The 16,874-nt window shown below is 59.5% G+C and carries 16 protein-coding genes; 14 read left to right on the top strand and 2 right to left on the bottom strand.

Translation table 11 applies throughout. The annotated features are described in order from the left end of the window. Positions 1-6: 6 nt before the first annotated feature. Entirely contained in the window at positions 7-228 is a 222-nt protein-coding gene (locus tag PMN64_RS21670) for a hypothetical protein (RefSeq protein ID WP_411782088.1), read from the top strand. 318 nt (positions 229-546) lie between these two features. Here the strand turns inward: PMN64_RS21670 and PMN64_RS21675 are convergent, their stop codons facing one another. Further along, positions 547-3,021, bottom strand: coding sequence for an NEL-type E3 ubiquitin ligase domain-containing protein (locus tag PMN64_RS21675; protein WP_411782089.1), 2,475 nt, complete (start codon positions 3,019-3,021; stop codon positions 547-549). A gap of 276 nt (positions 3,022-3,297) precedes the next feature. Here PMN64_RS21675 and PMN64_RS21680 point away from each other — a divergent pair, with 276 nt between their 5' ends. Next, positions 3,298-5,001, top strand: coding sequence for an NEL-type E3 ubiquitin ligase domain-containing protein (locus tag PMN64_RS21680; RefSeq protein WP_411782090.1), 1,704 nt, complete (start codon positions 3,298-3,300; stop codon positions 4,999-5,001). A gap of 1,047 nt (positions 5,002-6,048) precedes the next feature. After that, positions 6,049-6,870 (top strand): Effector protein NopP, encoded by an 822-nt coding sequence (locus PMN64_RS21685; RefSeq protein WP_411782091.1) that lies wholly within the window; start codon positions 6,049-6,051, stop codon positions 6,868-6,870. 560 nt (positions 6,871-7,430) lie between these two features. Here the strand turns inward: PMN64_RS21685 and PMN64_RS21690 are convergent. Beyond that, positions 7,431-8,126 carry a secretin N-terminal domain-containing protein gene (locus PMN64_RS21690; RefSeq protein ID WP_411782092.1) on the bottom strand — a complete coding sequence of 232 codons (696 nt, stop codon included), beginning with the start codon at positions 8,124-8,126 and terminating at the stop codon, positions 7,431-7,433. Between the two features lie 206 nt (positions 8,127-8,332). Between PMN64_RS21690 and PMN64_RS21695 the strand changes: the two genes are divergently transcribed. From PMN64_RS21695 to PMN64_RS21745, 11 genes are all read left to right on the top strand, one after another. Further along, on the top strand, positions 8,333-8,845 hold the full coding sequence (locus tag PMN64_RS21695) for a nodulation protein NolB (RefSeq protein ID WP_411782093.1): 513 nt from the start codon (positions 8,333-8,335) through the stop codon (positions 8,843-8,845). Positions 8,846-8,854: 9 nt separating this feature from the next. Then, entirely contained in the window at positions 8,855-9,721 is an 867-nt protein-coding gene (gene sctJ, locus PMN64_RS21700) for a type III secretion system inner membrane ring lipoprotein SctJ (RefSeq protein WP_411782094.1), read from the top strand. 13 nt (positions 9,722-9,734) lie between these two features. Continuing rightward, entirely contained in the window at positions 9,735-10,367 is a 633-nt protein-coding gene (locus PMN64_RS21705; RefSeq protein ID WP_411782095.1) for a nodulation protein NolU, read from the top strand. Beyond that, positions 10,364-10,987: a type III secretion system stator protein SctL gene (gene sctL, locus PMN64_RS21710; protein ID WP_411782096.1), complete on the top strand. Its 624-nt coding sequence runs from the start codon at positions 10,364-10,366 to the stop codon at positions 10,985-10,987. The genes PMN64_RS21705 and sctL overlap by 4 nt, the downstream gene beginning before the upstream one ends. Positions 10,988-11,040: 53 nt before the next feature. After that, positions 11,041-12,342, top strand: coding sequence for a type III secretion system ATPase SctN (sctN, locus tag PMN64_RS21715; RefSeq protein ID WP_411782097.1), 1,302 nt, complete (start codon positions 11,041-11,043; stop codon positions 12,340-12,342). After that, positions 12,318-12,845: a hypothetical protein gene (locus PMN64_RS21720; protein WP_411782098.1), complete on the top strand. Its 528-nt coding sequence runs from the start codon at positions 12,318-12,320 to the stop codon at positions 12,843-12,845. The genes sctN and PMN64_RS21720 overlap by 25 nt, the downstream gene beginning before the upstream one ends. Positions 12,846-12,961: 116 nt before the next feature. Further along, positions 12,962-13,963, top strand: coding sequence for a type III secretion system cytoplasmic ring protein SctQ (gene sctQ / locus PMN64_RS21725; protein ID WP_411782099.1), 1,002 nt, complete (start codon positions 12,962-12,964; stop codon positions 13,961-13,963). Beyond that, positions 13,956-14,621, top strand: a complete 666-nt coding sequence (gene sctR, locus PMN64_RS21730; RefSeq protein WP_411782100.1) for a type III secretion system export apparatus subunit SctR — start codon at positions 13,956-13,958, stop codon at positions 14,619-14,621. The genes sctQ and sctR overlap by 8 nt, the downstream gene beginning before the upstream one ends. A 2-nt stretch (positions 14,622-14,623) precedes the next feature. Next, positions 14,624-14,899, top strand: coding sequence for an EscS/YscS/HrcS family type III secretion system export apparatus protein (locus PMN64_RS21735; protein ID WP_411782101.1), 276 nt, complete (start codon positions 14,624-14,626; stop codon positions 14,897-14,899). Positions 14,900-14,910: 11 nt separating this feature from the next. After that, entirely contained in the window at positions 14,911-15,732 is an 822-nt protein-coding gene (gene sctT, locus PMN64_RS21740; RefSeq protein ID WP_411782102.1) for a type III secretion system export apparatus subunit SctT, read from the top strand. Next, a complete protein-coding gene (locus PMN64_RS21745) occupies positions 15,729-16,766 on the top strand; it encodes an EscU/YscU/HrcU family type III secretion system export apparatus switch protein (RefSeq protein WP_411782103.1) in 1,038 nt (345 codons plus the stop codon). Before sctT ends, PMN64_RS21745 begins: the two co-directional genes overlap by 4 nt. Positions 16,767-16,874: the final 108 nt, after the last annotated feature.

Consider the following 16,874-nt stretch of genomic DNA (forward strand, 5'->3'; position numbering starts at 1 on the left):
GACCGCATGAATTCACGTCAAAACGCCGTCCGGTCGCGCTTTGGTCCATTTTGTCTATTCTTGTGTTCGGCTTTCCTCGTTATTTTGGGGCTCGGCGGTTGCGCTCGTTGGGATAGACCCGCTCTTCAAGTGCAGGAGACGCCGCCGCCAGATTTGCTTGGCGCCAAAGATATCGATCCGGCGATGCGCGAACGCATTGAGCGCGCGATCGGACGCAATGCCGACTAGAGGCTTTGTGCAATTCGCTGAAGCAGGAACTGCGAAATATTGATCGGGCTGGCCCTGTCGACACAAGAGCGCCCGCGTAAGATCGGCTGAGCTACTCCTCAATGTCTTGTGGGTTTTCACACGCTGAAAACGAATGCGTTATGCTCGACCAACGGGGAGGCATGGTCAGGTCAGAAGCGCTGCAAAGGTAAGCAACGGCGGACGAGAAAAAATGCCGCGTGACAAGATCAGGTGATCGGCAGCGGTCGGCGCGAACGCTGCGGGGGCGAACGCCATCGCGTACCTCCGTTTGCAGCCCTTCGCAATTTGATGACCGCTTCACAGCTCAAGGGCGTGGTCAGCCAGCACTTGGCGCATCAGGGCGCCCTTGATCTCACAGGCGATCTCGTCGCGGATCGTTGCTCCGAACTGGAGCTCGGCATCGCTGTTTCCGGTCAGATCATGATCGGCGAGCCGTTGCTCGAGGCGGCTCTGGAACTGCTCGTCCATCGCCTCGATGAGCCGGTCCTGCATCTGTGCATGGGCTTCGGGAGCGATCCGGCTCACCACCGTCTCCCAGGGGTGCCATCGCGTCGCCAGATAATCAGCGAAACCAGCGGCCTCCTCATTGCGCACCTGCGTCTCAGCCGCGGTGAGATCGTCCTCAGTGACGTAGGAGACATCAAAGAACCGCATGTCCGGAGCGATGAGCTGCAGGTCCAGCCGCTGGCGTAGCTTGACTTGATAAGCAAGATAGACCTCGATTTCGTCGACGAATTGGAGCGAGCCGACCTTCTGACGGGCGATCGGTTCGAGCGCCCCCAGGCGGAACAGGACCCGCGCCTGGTCGACGAGTTCGCCGAGACGGTTGTCATAGGCCCCCTCCTCGACATCAGCGTTCACGCGTGCTGTCTGCATGCTGTTCCAGGTCAGGGTGATGCGATCTTGGCAGGTCTCGCTCGCCCCAAACGCCAGCTGGAAATACTGCTGGCGCAACCCCGGCCTGATCGCCGCCTGCCGCAGATCATCGGCTACTGCTTTCCTAAATTCCGGGTTGCCGCTATTCACGGTGCTCTGCAGCCGGTCGAGGAAAAGCGCATATTCCGACGCGCCCGCCTCGCCGGCGAAGTTCTGCCATGCGGCGATCACCTTCGGCTCGCCCTCCATCCAGTCGGCCACCGCCTCACTCAGGGGGCGCGGTGAATCGCCTGGCGTTGCCTCATTCATCGAGAAGAAGACCCGCGGACCGCTATAGCCTGGGGCATTCAGCGCTGTCGCCAGATTCGTCCGCACCCGCTCGGACAGCGGATTATCATCTACATAAACCATGCACTCAGAACCCAGCTGGGTCAGCAGGGCTTCCGGAAGGCTCGTCAGCCGGTTGCCGCGTGCCTCAAGCACCCAGAGCTCAGCCGGGAGGGTCTCGCACAAGCTCGTGAGCCTATTACCGCTGACGTGTAGTCTCTGAAGCTCCGAAGGGAGGGTCTCGGGCAGGCTACTTAGATGGTTGTCGCGCGCGAAAAGCAACTTGAGCTCGGCGGGGAGAGTGTCGGGCAGCCTGATCAGCCGGTTGCCCTCAGCCTCGAGCTCCTGGAGTTCAGGGGGGAGGCTATCCGGAAGGTTGGTCAGCCGGTTGCCGCCGACAGCAAGCAACTGAAGACCACTCGGGAGGGCGTCGGGCAGGCTGGTCAACAGGTTGCCGCGGACATCGAGGTCCTGGAGCCCGGCCGGCAGGAGGTCCGGCAGGCTGGTCAGCCGGCAGCTGCCGACGGCGAGCGTCAATAGTCCCTCCGGAAGGGTTTCGGGCAGCCTGGTCAGCCGGTTGCTGCCGATTTCGAGTGATTGGAGTTGCGTTGGGAGGGCGTCGGGCAGGCTGGTCAACCGGTTGCCTTTGGCGGTGAGCGTCCGGAGTCCGGCCGGGAGGGTGTCAGGCAGGTGCACCAGCTCGTTGTGGCTCACGTCCAGCGACTGCAGGGCGGGAGGAAAGGCGGCGGGCAATGTCGTCAAACCCAGGTCGGGCAGGTCCAGCCGGGTATAGACGTCGCCGGCTTCTGCCCAGGCTCTTATTCGTGTTGCCGCCTCTTGCCGGTCCTCATCTTCCGTCTGCCCCTCGTCGCCAACCCAGATGTCTAGGATCCGGTCGAGTCGCGCTTCCTGGAGGACTGGGGCGTCAAGGTTCGTCAGATCGCCGGCAGGGACTGGGGTGGAGGTCCCCGTGCCGTGCGAGGCTTCGGTCCACTGCGCCGCGGCCGCGGGGAGCCGCCGGCCTCCAGTATTTCCATCGCCCGGCCGGGGCTGCCGGGCAAGGACCGATGCTGCGAGATTTTGCTCCCAGGGACTTGCCGGGATAGCTCGCCACTCCGCCACCACATCATCGGTTCCCGCCCACCAATGCTGCTCTTGATCGACCTGATGCGTCCGCCAATCGGCAGCTGCATCCATGTCGTGCCAACTATCCGTCAGACTGAAACTGCCGTCTGACAATTGGCTATCGCGATCTGCGGTCGCAAAAAGCACATGCTGATTGATCCCTTGTTCAGAGTGGGAGGGCGGATCCGAGCTCAGCCGCGAGGGGCCTTGTCCAACGCGATCCTCATGCGGCATTTCCAAAGGATCCGCATCTCTGTTCGACCCGGCATAAGGGGGGCGGCGTCGATTTGAATTGGGGAGCGGAGGTGGAAGCTCACGCGGATGCAACTCGTTCAGCTGCTGCTGAAACGCTGCTTGGTCTGCCTGCTGCTGTTGCAGGCCCTCGTCGTACGTCCGCCCGACATCCGGGATCTCGGATGGGTTGAGGTGGTTGAACGGATCCATCCCATTCTCCTGGCGGATATGAGGAGCTAACGCCTGACCTGGATAAACAAGTCCTCGCTAAGAGCCGAAGCTTTCGAGAAGCTGACGAGGAATCAGAATGATCGTAACGATCCTGAGATTTCCGCGGGAATGCCGCAGCTTCGAAACAGACCAATGTGACTTCCATCGGCGCATCATAGGAAGACTCGTCAGCTCATCGACAGCTAAGTAACTCATACTAGAAGTCGCGTCTTCGGAAACTGACACACTCAGCTGGCCACAGGAGAACGAGCATTGATGAACACAGCGCGGGCGGAGTCGAGCGCTGGCACTCCTTCCGAACAAAGCCACCGGCAAGGTTGCTTATGCGGTCTCACGCAGGCTGCGGCTCAGTGGGTCGAAGCCTTGACTGGAGCGCGGGCATCCGCTCGTCCGCAGGAGTCGCAGGATCAGATCCTGCACGCTTGGGCCGGCGAATTGAATCAGGGGCAGGGCGAGAACAGGCAAGAGGCGGTAAGGCGCATCCGAGCTTGGCGAGAGAACGCCGCCTATGTCTCTGCGCCGCTGCCGCTGAATCTGTCATCGCTGTCCCTGACAACTTTGCCGGCCGCGCTTCCGCCCAACCTCCAGCAGCTCGACGTCAGCCGAAACCAGTTGACCCATTTGCCCGCGGCTCTTCCGACTGAGCTCTGGGATCTGAATGCCGACGAGAACCTGCTGACCAGCCTTCCCGAAAGGCTCCCGGCGGGGCTGCAGCAGCTCCACGTCAACAACAATCGGCTAGCCGGCCTGCCCAATACACTCCCGCCGAGGCTCCTGCGGCTCTACGCCAGCGGTAACCGGCTGACCAATGTGCCCGATACACTCCCGTCTGGGCTGTTGCGGCTCTACGTGGGCAGCAACCAGCTGACCAGTCTGCCTGATGTCCTTCCCGCGGGGCTCCGGCAGCTCGGGGCCGCCGGCAACCGCCTGACCGGCCTACCGGAGACGCTACTAAGCCAGCTAGGCTCTGCCTCCAGGGTTGAGCTGGCGGGTAACCCGCTATCCGAGCGGGTGCGGACGAGTCTGGCGACTGCCCTGAATGCCCCAGGCTATAGCGGTCCGCGGGTCTTCTTTTCGATGGATGAAGGAACGGCGAGCGCTCCAGCCTGCCCCCTAAGCGAGGTGGTAGCGGATTGGATGGAGAGCGAGCCGGTCTTTATCTGGCAGAATTTCGCCGGCGAGGCGGGCGCCTCGGAATACGCGGTGTTCCTCGACAGGCTGCGAAAGACCGTGAACTATGCCAATCCAGAGTTCCGAAAATTAGTAGCCGATGATCTGCGGCAAGCAGTGATCAGGCCGGGGTTGCGCCAGCAGTACTTCCAGCTGGCGTTTGGGGCTAGCGCGACCTGCGAAGATCGCATCACCCTCACCTGGAACAGCATGCAGACCGCACGCGTGAACGCTGATGTCGAGGAAGGGGCCTATGACAATCGTCTCGGCGAGCTCGTCGACCAGGCGCGGGTCCTGTTCCGCCTGGGCGCGCTCGAGCGGATTGCTCGTCAGAAGGTCGCTTCGCTCCAATTCGTCGACGAGATCGAGGTCTATCTGGCCTATCAGGTTAAGCTACGCGAGCGGCTGGACCTGCAGCTCATCGCGCCGGACATGCGGTTCTTTGATGTCTCCTACGTCACTGAGCACGACCTCGCCGCGGCCGAGATCCTGGTGCGCAATGAGGAAGCGACGGGATTCGCCGACTATCTGGCGACCCGCTGGCAACCTTGGGAGACGGTGGTGAGTCGGATCGCCCCCGAGGCCCATGCACAGATGCAGGACCGGCTGATCGAGGCGATGGACGAGGATTTCCAGAGCCGCCTCGCGCAGCGGCTCGCCGATCATGACCTGACCGGAGACAGCGATGCCGAGCTGCGGCTCGGAGCAAAGATCCGCGACGAAATCGCCTGCGAGATAAAAGGCGCGCTGATGCACCAGGTGCTCGCCGACCACGGCCTTGAGCTGTAAAATAGACATCCAACTACCGAGAAACTGCTGAAGCGCGTCCGCACTCAGCCAACATCTAGATCGGGAACCGATTACGATCTGCTTCGCCAGTAAATCTGTAATCAATTCCACCGTTTCTCTAGAGCAAGCCGGATCTAGTGAGCTCCCCAGCCTCCTGGTTGAAACCTGCCGCACCTCCTGGGTGGGGCGACTAGGTCCGGTCAGGAGATCATGCCCGGTCAACGGGGTCTGGATCCTCGAGATGACGCTGCTATGTCGGCGCTATCCCCGTACATCGCACCGGCGGCGGGCTTGTAACTCCGGTCGGGCTCCGCCCTCCCGACTTCACGAGCCCACCACCGCTCTCTCATCCTGATTAACGCCGGCTTCCTCCCAAATTGCCGCACAGCTGGACGGCCACCGCTTTAGATGCCTGCCCTACAGCACGACACATCGAGGTCGGCTCATCACCGCGTATCGAGAAGCCCAATTTTCTGAGCCGCTCTCAAGAATGTCCTGACTTGGAAGCGCCAGAAAATTCATTGCTACGAACATCGCAATGTCCTCGCCCGTATTCGCTTTTGCGTAGTCCATTTATTCCAATACGCCTCGACCGGACGCGATTTTTCAAATCGTTCAATTGCTCCTAAGCGAGAGCCGTGACCCAAGCGCATTTTTGTGAGGCTAAAATCGAAGACCCTGCCGCCTCTGCGAGCCAAGAGATGGTTCGGCCGTCGTCGGCCTTCTCGGCAACCCGCCAACACAATGCCACGGGTTCAGTCGAGCGCGGAGTCCGTGTGAAATGAATGACGGGCAAGGTACCATATCGGTAGCTCTCGCGAGATCGCCGGGCGGTCAGACTGCGCAAAGGATGAGATTGATGCCGGACATTCAATGCCGCCAACGCGCTCCGATTTGCCGCTCGCATTTCGGCTATGTAGAAGACGCTTTGCGCGGCCAACTTGCAGGTCAGCTTGGCGTCAGCTGCAACAACTATCAATGCGTGCTCGTTTCGACAGCGTCAGCTAAGCTGCCAACGAAACTTCACTGATACAGAGGCAAACTAACATGTACAGCCGAATCAATGACCCATTCAGTCAATTCAGCAACGCCGCCGATACCTATGACACCAGCTATTCGGCGGATGGCCATGGCTTTGCGGAAACGCTTGCAAACATGCATTTGGGGTCGGATGCTAGTTCCTCTTCGTCGCGGTCGTACTCGCTGGTTGATCAGCCTCCCGTCGTGGAGATCTCCAAGCGCTCATTCGCCAAAAAAGCGGAAGCGTTTTATGGCGACAACATCAAGCATATCGCCGACAACCCGCAAGTGTACTCGCCTCGCATATCCTCGAAGGCCAAGCTCGTAAAAAAAGTTGCTAAAAAATACGGCAACACCAAAGATACCGAACATGCGCGCTATTTCAGCTATCAGCTAGGCAACACAAGCGTCGGACTTCTAAGAACCGAAGGCGGCTGCAAGATGAGCGACGAGTTTGAAGGAGATCAGTGGCAGAAAGCGTTTCCCGGACGAACTGAAGTCACGTCCACTGTAGATCTTCAGATTGCCCATCCGCTCGTCGTTAACGCGGGCGACATCTTGCTGGAGTATCAGCTTCAGCTCGACGGCGATCGCGCACTGCTCCGCACCCGTCCCGCTAATGATGAAGCGAGGGCGCGCTCGCGGGAGTTAGGTTTTGTTGAGGTGGATGACGATAACATGGTGCTTGACCCCACCCAACATCCCGACAAGTGGACAAAGAATTACGATGGTAAATGGCAACGGGCGGACAAGCCAACACGATATTTGTCCAAAGCTGAGTCCAGTGATAGCGAGAATGAAACAGCGAACGTTTTGTCACGGTCCGACGATGACTATGACTTCATGTAGGATCTCCTTCAAGAATCCTGGCAGACAAGCCACGCCAGACGTGAAAATGTCGGTCGCTTCCAGAAGGCGGGTCGCTGGCGATGTTCGAATCCTGGCGCCAAACATTGGCGTTCGAGTGCCGTCACTCAGTTTCGTCCCATGAAAAGAGCCAAGCCGGCCGATAGACCCTGTCTATCGGCCGATGAGATCAGATAGATGGCGCTGACTGGCGGACCGAGGCTTGGGCGGCCTCCTTGTGTGTTTCGCGCGAAGGGGGGGCAAAGTCCGCAACGGGCGTGCCTCATTTGTGAGCGGCAATTGCTCGCCTTGCGCGTGTCTGTCATCATCCGCGGTTCCACGAAGCTACAACCACTGTCTTGCCGGCGTTCGCGAAAAAATAGATCAGGTTCGCGGGGTCGATGACGCTCCCTCATCGCGAATAGCCGACTTAGGAACATCGCAGCTGTTGATCGGCTGCAACGGCTAGTCGAACGATGTCGCGGCCGCCGATGCATCCGGGCCGCTATGCCACGGCACGACATTGCCGGCGGCCACGCTACGACAATCGGCGCTTCTCCATATCATTTTTCGCCCATCGCGGGCGTGGGCCTGACGCCGTCCTGGTGCGCGATGTCGGAAGAATAGGGGCCTTCCGGTTTCCCATCGCGGATAATGGTCGTTGAGGAGCCCCGAAATAGCGTCAGCACAGAGTCTCGCGTTGGCGTCTCGACAGCGCGTGGTCGAGCCTGCGCCTCAGCCACGAGGCCTTTCAGGGTCTCATCCACGAGTGCGATGAAGCGTGGCGGACCGGACGCCAGGACCAGACCATTTCCGGGCGCGGCCCTTATTGAATAGCGCTCGTCGGAAATGTTGAGCGCATCGAGGGTCGCCGTGAACGCGCCGAAGCTGATCGGACCCAGTACAAGCAAACGAGTTTGCGCCTCCTTTGCGGCAGACACGTAAAGCACGAGTCCATCGTAATACCATTGCAGATTATAGAGCTGAGTGAGATGGTCGAGGAACTCCCGCGGTGATAGATCCGGCATGTGTCCGCGAATCCGGCCCTTCACTTCGCCGCTGATGTTGATTCTGACGTTGAGGTTGTTGCCGAATTCCTGCAGCGCAGCGGGGAGGTCCTGGTCCAGAACCGTATAGCGATAAGGTGTCGAGGAGAGCGACAGGGGAGCGCCGAACGCCGCATGTTTTCCGGTCGAAACGAATGCCCCGACACATAGAATTCCGATCAAAGCGCACTGAATCATAAATGGGATGAACATTAAGGTTCTCTTCAACCTGGCCAACGGGAGTGGAGTCGCGCAAATGTAGATGGCCAAACGTGATCATTAGATGACGCTGGGTGCGACGAACTGGTCAGCTTCTCGTCAGCTCGCTTCTCTAGGAATCCTCTGTAGGATATTGAGCCGTTCATGGGTCTTGAGCGGCAGGTCCTATCACATCCCGAAGAGAGCAAGGTTCTTCCACGATGATGTTAGGTGCTGTGCCGATTTCTTCCAACCTGACCGAAGGTCTGTGCAACACCTGCTCATCAGTAGCAGTCGGCGAGCAAGTCCAGTTCCAGCAGAGCCTTTCGCAGGCGGCCTCGACCCAAGGCGTTGCGTCGCCGGTGACGGAAGCGGCGCCAGTGTCCCCGACATCCGAAGTTTCGCGAACAACAACGCAAGCGGCTCCTTTGGGCGAGCGCATCCTCCAGAACCTGTCTTCGCTGTATCGGGTCAATGCAGATCCTCGCGTTGTGGCCGGCGGCGGACCCGCTCTTCCGAAGGCCGTTGAGCCTGGGTCGGCATCGCAGCCCCTCTTGTTGCAGCCAAGCGGGGCGGAAACAAGTTTGCCGGTTGTCCCTCAACACGCAGATAACTTCGAGGCTATGTTGGCGAATCTGAAGGATGTTTCTGACGGCGTCATTCAGGTGACGCTCGTTTCAAACTGCATTGGCAGCGTCAGTTCATCACTTAACAAGCTGATATCGGCAGGCTGAGTGGAGCCAATGATCGGTTCAATCTGTCGCGAAAGCGGCCGTCCCCCGCGCTCCGCCAAGCGGTTCCGCGTCGTGGCTTTGCTATCGCTCCTTCTTCCCCTTGTTGGTTGCAAGGCCGATCTCTACACTAAAGTGCAGGAGCGCGAGGCCAATGAGATGCTTGCGGTCCTCCTTAAGAACGGGGTTGATGCGGTCCGTGTTGCTGCCAAGGACGGGACCAGCACGATCCAGGTCGAACAGAACCAGCTGGCCTCTTCGATTGACCTGCTGAATGCCGAAGGGCTGCCACGCCACTCTTTCAAAAGTCTCGGCGAGGTGTTCAATGCGGCGGGCCTGATTGCTTCGCCGACTGAGGAGCGCGCCCGTTACGTTTATGCCCTAAGCGAGGAATTGTCGCGGACGATCAGCGATATCGACGGCGTCCTCTCAGCGCGCGTCCATGTCGTTCTGCCAAAGAACGATCTGTTGCGGCGAGACACCACGCCGTCTTCGGCGTCGGTTTTCATCCGGCATGATTCCAGGGCGAATCTCTCAAGCCTGCTGCCGCAGATTAAGATGCTCGTCGTCAACAGCATCGAGGGCCTGTCCTATGACAAGGTGGCAGTCGTGTTCGTGGCGGTCGAGCGGCCTGCACTCGAGCAGCGGCCTGGGTCGGCGGCTGCATCAGCCCAAGCATCCGGATTCATTTCAACGCCGTTGCTTGCGATAGGAATGGGGCTCGGCGGCTCGGGATTAGGCGTATTATCCTATGTCTTGCTTGGCGCTCGGGTGCGTCGGCGCGCGCAGGTAACTCCCAAGGTGGCCATGGTGACGCGACGTTCGGGTGGGTCTGCGATCGAGGCCGTGCGTAAAGCGATCAAGCCTAATGCAGCCTAGGGGTGTATTCGACATGGTGACACCGAAGCCGTCTGCCGAGCGACGTCGTCCGTTCAAATCGCCATTTGAAGGTCTTAGTGAGCTTGCCGCCTCGATTCATCCGACCCGCCTTGCCGCGTGCCTTGATGCGAGCCTCTCGGCTGCGACGTTGGTACAGCTACAGAAGAGCCGCAGGCTGCAGACAAGGGTGGCGGGGCTGCTGCTTGACAACGAAACTAACTTAAACGGCAGTGTCTGGAGGCCGGACCTTCTGCTCGGACATGATCCGAAACGGGCTGCTCTGCTCGCCGGCGGCGTCTTTCATGCCCGTTCGCTGATCAAACTGATCTCAAAGCCCGATGTCGCCGTGCTGATCGGGCGTGTAGGGGCCGAAGCACAAGCTTTCGGTATCCGACACGCCGCACATGCAGTTTCAGCCAGAGTCATTACCGATCCGCAACAACTCGCGCAAGAAATTGATGCCGACGGGCATGCCTGTCTCGGCGCCTGGCTCGACCAAGCGTCAGCGCTTGATCGCAACCGCGTGCTTCTACGCTTGGCTGTCGGAACTGTCGCCGACAATCCAGCAACCGAACACCGTCAAGCCGCAGACCAATTGTTTTCCTTGGTGTTGGCCCAATTGGCGAAGGAAACCCCTGCGTTATGACAGTCGACGAGTCCGCCCCACCGATAGCTCCGCACATGCGCCCACTTGGCCCTCTCATAGCGGCAAGGGATCTCGAGATCTGGCAGGAGGCCGCCGAGGCCCGAGCCGCTGCAGAGCGGCATCTGCAGCGGGTTCGCAGCTGGGCGCGCAGGGCTTATCAGTCGGAGCGAGCGCGCGGGCATGCCGAGGGGCTGGCGGCCGGTGCCGAGGAAATGGCGCAGCTGGTTGCCCAAGCCGCCGCGGAAACGGCACAGAAACACGCCGTTCTGGAAGAGGAATTGCCACAGCTCGTGATGGAGATGGTAACTGATCTTCTGGGCGCCTTCGATCCCGGTGAGATGTTGGCGAGGACGGTTCGTCACGCCATCCAGCGAAAATATGGCGGGGCGGAGCTTTCTCTTCATGTGTCCTCCATGGACGCTGATGCCCTTGCCCACGAATTTGCTGCGTGCGACGGACGGGAAGGCCGTCCGATGGTCCGAATTGTTTCGGACCCGGCGCTATCCCCGCACGAATGCGTGCTGCGGAGCGAATTCGGCAATGTTGATCTCGGACTTGCCGCGCAACTCCGCGCGCTGCGTCTTGGACTCGGGTTACCTCCCGCCGCAGGCGAGCCGTGACGACGCGGGGAGCAAACCGTGGCAATCCCGTTGCAGAGGGAGACCTGCACGGGGTGCTGTCGCATCTGCGATCGACAGCAAGGCATGTCGACACGCGCGCCGTGCATGGAAGAATCACGCGGGCGATCGGCACGCTCCTCCATGCAGTCTTGCCCGATGCTCGCATTGGAGAGCTTTGTGTCGTGCGGGATCCGCGCACCGGGTGGTCACTTGAGGCCGAGGTGATCGGTCTGCGGGAGGATGGCGTGCTGCTGACGCCGATCGGAGACTTGCAGGGCTTGTCCAGCCGGGCAGAAGTCGTCGCTACCGGACGAATGCATGAGGTGCCAGTCGGGCCCGAGTTGCTTGGCCGGGTGATCGACAGCTTCGGCCGTCCACTCGATGGCAAGGGTGCAGTCAAAGTCACCGAAACTCGTCCGTTACGCGGCAAAGCGCCAAACCCGATGACGAGGCGCATCATCGAGCGGCCTTTGCCACTCGGCGTGCGCGTCCTGGACGGCCTTTTGACATGCGGCGAGGGCCAGCGGATCGGCATATATGGAGAGCCTGGTTGCGGCAAGTCGACGTTATTGGCGCAGATCGTAAAGGGCGCGATCGCTGACGTGACGGTCGTTGCACTGATAGGCGAGCGTGGGCGGGAGGTGCGTGAATTCATCGAGCGCCATCTTGGGGAGGCAGCCCTTCGCCGCACGGTCGTAGTCGTTGAGACCTCCGATCGCTCGGCGATGGAGCGCGCGCAATGTGCCTATATGGCAACCGCGCTCGCGGAGTACTTTCGCGAACAGGGACTGCGCGTCGTTCTGATGATGGATTCATTGACGCGATTTGGCCGCGCCATGCGCGAAATCGGTCTTGCTGCGGGTGAGCCACCGACGCGGCGGGGCTTTCCTCCCTCTGTCTTTGCTATGCTGCCTGGATTGCTCGAGCGTGCCGGCATGGATGCGTGCGGCTCAATTACAGCGTTCTATACCGTGCTTGTGGAAGGTGAGGGTACCGGCGATCCAATCGCCGAGGAAACGCGCGGCATTCTCGATGGTCATATCGTTCTCTCGCGCTCGATCGCCGCGCGATCTCAATTCCCCGCTATCGATGTACTGTCGAGCCGCAGCCGCGTCATGGATGCCGTCGTATCCGCGCAGCATCGCGAGGCCGCATCTTTCTTCCGCGATCTGCTCTCGCGCCACGCGGAGGCCGAGTTCCTAGTCAAGGTTGGCGAATACAAGCAAGGTAGCGATCCCCTGACGGACCGGGCTATCGCCTCGATCGATGATCTGAACAAGTTCTTGCGCCAAGGCGAGGGCGATGCGTCCACTTTTGAGGAAACCGTCACATGGATGTGCCGTCTGACCGCATGAGTTGCATTCACGCGTCGAAATTGCGGCACGTCAAGGATCTGCGTGAGCGTAGTGCCCGCAGTGAATTGTCCAATATGGACGCCAAATGCAATATGGCGGCCCTGGCCACGAAGCGCGCATGGCGCGAACTGACAATCGCAGACGAGCATCACGCACGGGCGGAGGCTGAGGTTTACCAACAACTGGTATCGCTCGGTACCTTGTCCGTCATCGAACTCGATCGCAGCCAGCTCATTTTGGAGAGGCTCGCAGGTGAGGTCGCGTCGAAACGCCAGAAGCTTGAGGACGCGCGTATCGCTCAACAGCAGGCCGAGATGGCGGCATCGGAAAAGCGGGCGGACTGGGCCAAACGTTCCGCGGCGACTCACAAATGGCGACAGATTGAGACCGACGTCCGACGTGCAGCCCATGATCATTCGGAGGTCTCAGCCGAGATAGATGCTGATGATGAAGTCCTGCTTCGCTATGGGCAGGGGTTACCCACAAAGGTGGCAGACGGTTAAATCTGATGAGCGCTAGTCATGTTGGGACGCAAACGTGCTGTCATGCAGAGCCGCCTTGCGCGCGTCGTGCAGCGGAATGCACGGCGTACAGGCCATCTCTGGTTCTGACTCACGCGTTGGTCTCGTGGCTCAATGGAATCGCGGGGCCCCGCACGTCTTTGCAGACCAGCATCGGTGATAAGCCGCTATCGGTGCGACTGGCACGAGTCGTTTGGCAGGAGGAACCTTCGGCTATATCGATGCTCGACTGCATCTGGGATGTCGGTGACGAAGCAGTCATCTTATCGATACCCTATACCCTTGCCGAGGCGTTGATCTCGACAGTGCAGAGGGGCCTCGCTTTTCCCTCCGAGCCGAGCGGTTCGCTCATCCTCGAACTTGCGCTCGAACCGTTGCTCGCTCGTCTGGAGCGAAAGATTGAGCAGAGGCTGCAACTTCTGCATGTCGGAAAGGCCGAAACGATAGGGCCTTATGTCGAATTCGACATTGCCTACGGTCCGGTCAGGAGCAAAGGTCGCCTGTTTCTTTTTTCGCCTGTCGATGGACCGATACCGCCGGCGTTCCGCGCTTTAGGCGAGTTGCTCGGTCAACTGCCGCGAGAAATGTGCGAGCTCTCCACGGAGCTACCCGTCATAGTTGCCGGAGAAATGGGCGCTCTGCGAGCTACGGCCTCGCTTCTTCGCAAAACGACTGCAGGCGACGCGTTGCTGCCGGGCGTGATGCCATTCGCCCGTGGTCAGATCATCCTCACTGCGGGCCGACTATGGACCGAGGCAGATGTCGGTGGCGGTCGCCTGACCTTGCGGAGGCCATTTCGGTTGCAACCGCGCCCTCTGGAGTATGCACATATGACGACACAGCCCGAATCGCAGCAGCCGCCCTCGGAAGCCGATCTCGACGATATAGAGGTCACGCTGGTCTTCGAATGCGGCCGGTGGCAGATCACGCTCGGAGAATTGAGGAGTGCCGGCGAAGGACATGTGTTCGAACTTGGCCGGCCGGTCGACGGCCCTATCGATATCCTTGCGAACGGCCTACGTATCGGAAGCGGCGATATCGTGCGTATTGGGGACGAGCTCGGTGTCAGACTCCGTGGCAGGTTAGCAGGCAATGACTGAGGTTCAACCGGCAATCCTGGCGCTTCTTGCGGTTACGGCCGGTCTCGGCTTGTTGCTCTTCGCGGTCGTCACGACCACGGCGTTCATTAAGGTATCGGTGGTTCTCTTCCTCGTTCGCAATGCTCTTGGAACCCAGTCGATACCACCGAACATCGTTCTATACGGCGCAGCTTTGATTCTCACCGCCTTCACCAGCGCCCCCGTCTTTGAGCAGAGCTACAATCGAATTGCTGATCTGCAACTCCGCTATCAGACCCTCGAGGATTGGGTCAGCGCGGCGAAAGAGGGCCAGGAGCCGTTGCGAAGCTATCTTAAGAAGTTCACCAATGAAGAACAGCGAGGCTTCTTCATGTCCTCGACCGAACGTGTCTGGCCGGAGGAGATGCGCGGCAGAGCCACAGCTGATGATTTTGTCATTCTAGTCCCGTCTTTTCTAATCTCGGAGCTCAAGCGTGCTTTCGAGATTGGGTTTTTGCTCTATCTTCCCTTTATCACCATCGATCTGATCGTAACGACCATCCTGATGGCGATGGGCATGTCAATGGTATCGCCGACAGTGATATCGGTCCCTTTTAAGCTCTTTCTGTTCGTGGCCATTGATGGCTGGTCTCGTCTCATGCACGGACTGGTACTGAGCTACGCGATGCCCGGAGGTTGAATATGGATGAGACCACCATTCTTACTCACATGACCCGATCGCTCGTGCTATTCATGATCTGGGTTCTGCCTCCACTCCTTGCGGCGGCAGTTGCCGAAACAGCCATTGGCCTCATCCAGGCGGCAACGCAGATCCAGGACCAGACGTTGCCGCTGACGGTGAAGCTTCTGGTCATTGTTGCGGTCATCGGTCTGTTTTCTCCGGTGCTGAGCGCCCCGCTTATTGAACAAGCCAAGCAGATCTTCACGGAGTTTCCCGCGCTCACGGCGGGCTACTAGCGCCCCTCGCGATGTCTGAGCTGTCAACCGCCGAGACTCAAAGTCTGATCCATGCGGCCATCGAACTCGTCGTTGCTGCCGGCCTTGGTGCAGCCCGCCCCGCCGGCATCATGCTGGTTCTCCCCGTATTTACGCGCACGCAGATCGGCAGGCTGATCCGCGGCTGCCTGGCCGTTGCGATCGAGCTACCGTATTTGGGGCAAATCGGCGATGGCCTGAAGACGCTGGACCCAGAAACGCATCTGATCAGGATCACGCTACTGGGATTGAAGGAGACGTGTGTCGGTCTACTGATCGGCGCCGTGCTCAGCATTCCGTTATGGACCATCCAGGCTGTCGGGGAGATCATCGACGTCCAACGAGGCGTCACGAGCGTGGTCGCTCCGGCCGATCCCGCAACGCACAGTCAGGCTTCGGCGACAGGACTGTTTCTCGGTATCACCGCGATCACGATCTTCGTCGTATCCGGAGGCCTACAAACCATGATCAGCGGACTTTATGGCAGCTATCTGGTCTTGCCAGTGTATCAGTTTCGACCCACGCTGACCGTGCAAGGGATAAGGGAGCTGCTGGGCATGCTCGACGGCATGATACGTTCCACCGTCCTGATCTCGGGGCCCGTGGTGGTTTTCCTGCTACTGATCGATATATCGGCGATGCTGCTCCAACGCTTTGCACCGCAATTCAACAATAAAGACCTGTCTTTGACGATCAAAAATATCGGCTTTGCGATCGTCATGGTCACCTACGCGGTTTATCTGATCGAATACATGCAATCGGAATTCATCCAGTCCGGCGGCGAGTTGGAGAGGTTTGAAAGGCAACTGAAGTGAGCGACACGAGTGAAGAAAAGACGCTCGCCCCCACTGACAAGAAGCTCAACGATGCGCGCAAGAAGGGAGTGGTTCCGCACAGCAGTGATTTTGTTAGAGCCGTCAGCAGCTGCGCCGGTCTCGGCTATCTCTGGTTGGAGGCCGATTCAATCCAGGATAGGTGCGAAGCAGCGCTAGTGCTGGCTGACAAGCTGCTGGAGGAGCCGTTCGATGTTGCGGTCCAGCTGGCGCTCGGCGTCTTGCCCGAACTGGCTCTGCGAATTGTTGGTCCGCTTCTCGGAACTATTCTCGCCGGGGCGACTCTGGCGGCAGTACTGGCCAATGGTGGTATAGTCTTCTCCTTCGAGCCGTTAAAGCTGAATTTCGAGAACATTGATCCCATAAAAGGGTTGAAGCGCGTCGCTTCCTTGCGCTCCTTAGTTGAGCTTGGGAAGACCGTCTTCAAGGTCATTGCCCTCGGCGTGATCTTTCTCCTCATCGTTGTCGGCGCGTGGAAGGCGCTGGTCTATCTGCCGGTGTGCGGCATGGGCTGCTTCGGCTTCGTCTTCATGGAAGTGAAACTGTTGATCGGGATTGCCTGCGGTGCGTTTCTGATTGGCGGACTGATCGATCTTCTGGTCCAGCGCTGGTTGTTTTTGCGCGGCATGCGCATGACACAAAGCGAGGTGAAGCGCGAGTTCAAGGAGCAGCAGGGCAATCCGGAGCTGAAACGGGAACACCGTCGTCTGCGCCGGGAGCAGGCGAACGAGTCTCCGCTCGGCGTGCGTCGCGCAACGTTGATCTTGACCGGGCGGGACATGCTGGTCGGAGTACGCTACGTCCGTGGCGAAACCGCTGTGCCAGTCCTGGTATGCCGCGGCGAGCGCGAAGCGGCTTCAAGACTCTGTGATGAGGCGCGGGCACTTGGGCTCAGTATTGCCGATGACCACACGTTAGTTAGTGAGCTAATTCAAAGCGCCAAGCTCGGTAACCCGATTCCTGCCCAGTATTTCGAGATCGTCGCAAGAGCCCTCATTGCGGCCGGCCTGGTCTAGTGCGTGTTGTGAATGGCGTCGCATTACGGGTGTAAGCGTGGCGCCGAGGCCCTTTGGATTTTTTGTGCGGAGTCTTGAGAGCACCGTTAGAAGAGTCATCTTCTGCAA

This window comes from Bradyrhizobium sp. UFLA01-814 (assembly GCF_046718885.1).
In the GTDB taxonomy this organism is placed as follows: domain Bacteria; phylum Pseudomonadota; class Alphaproteobacteria; order Rhizobiales; family Xanthobacteraceae; genus Bradyrhizobium; species Bradyrhizobium elkanii.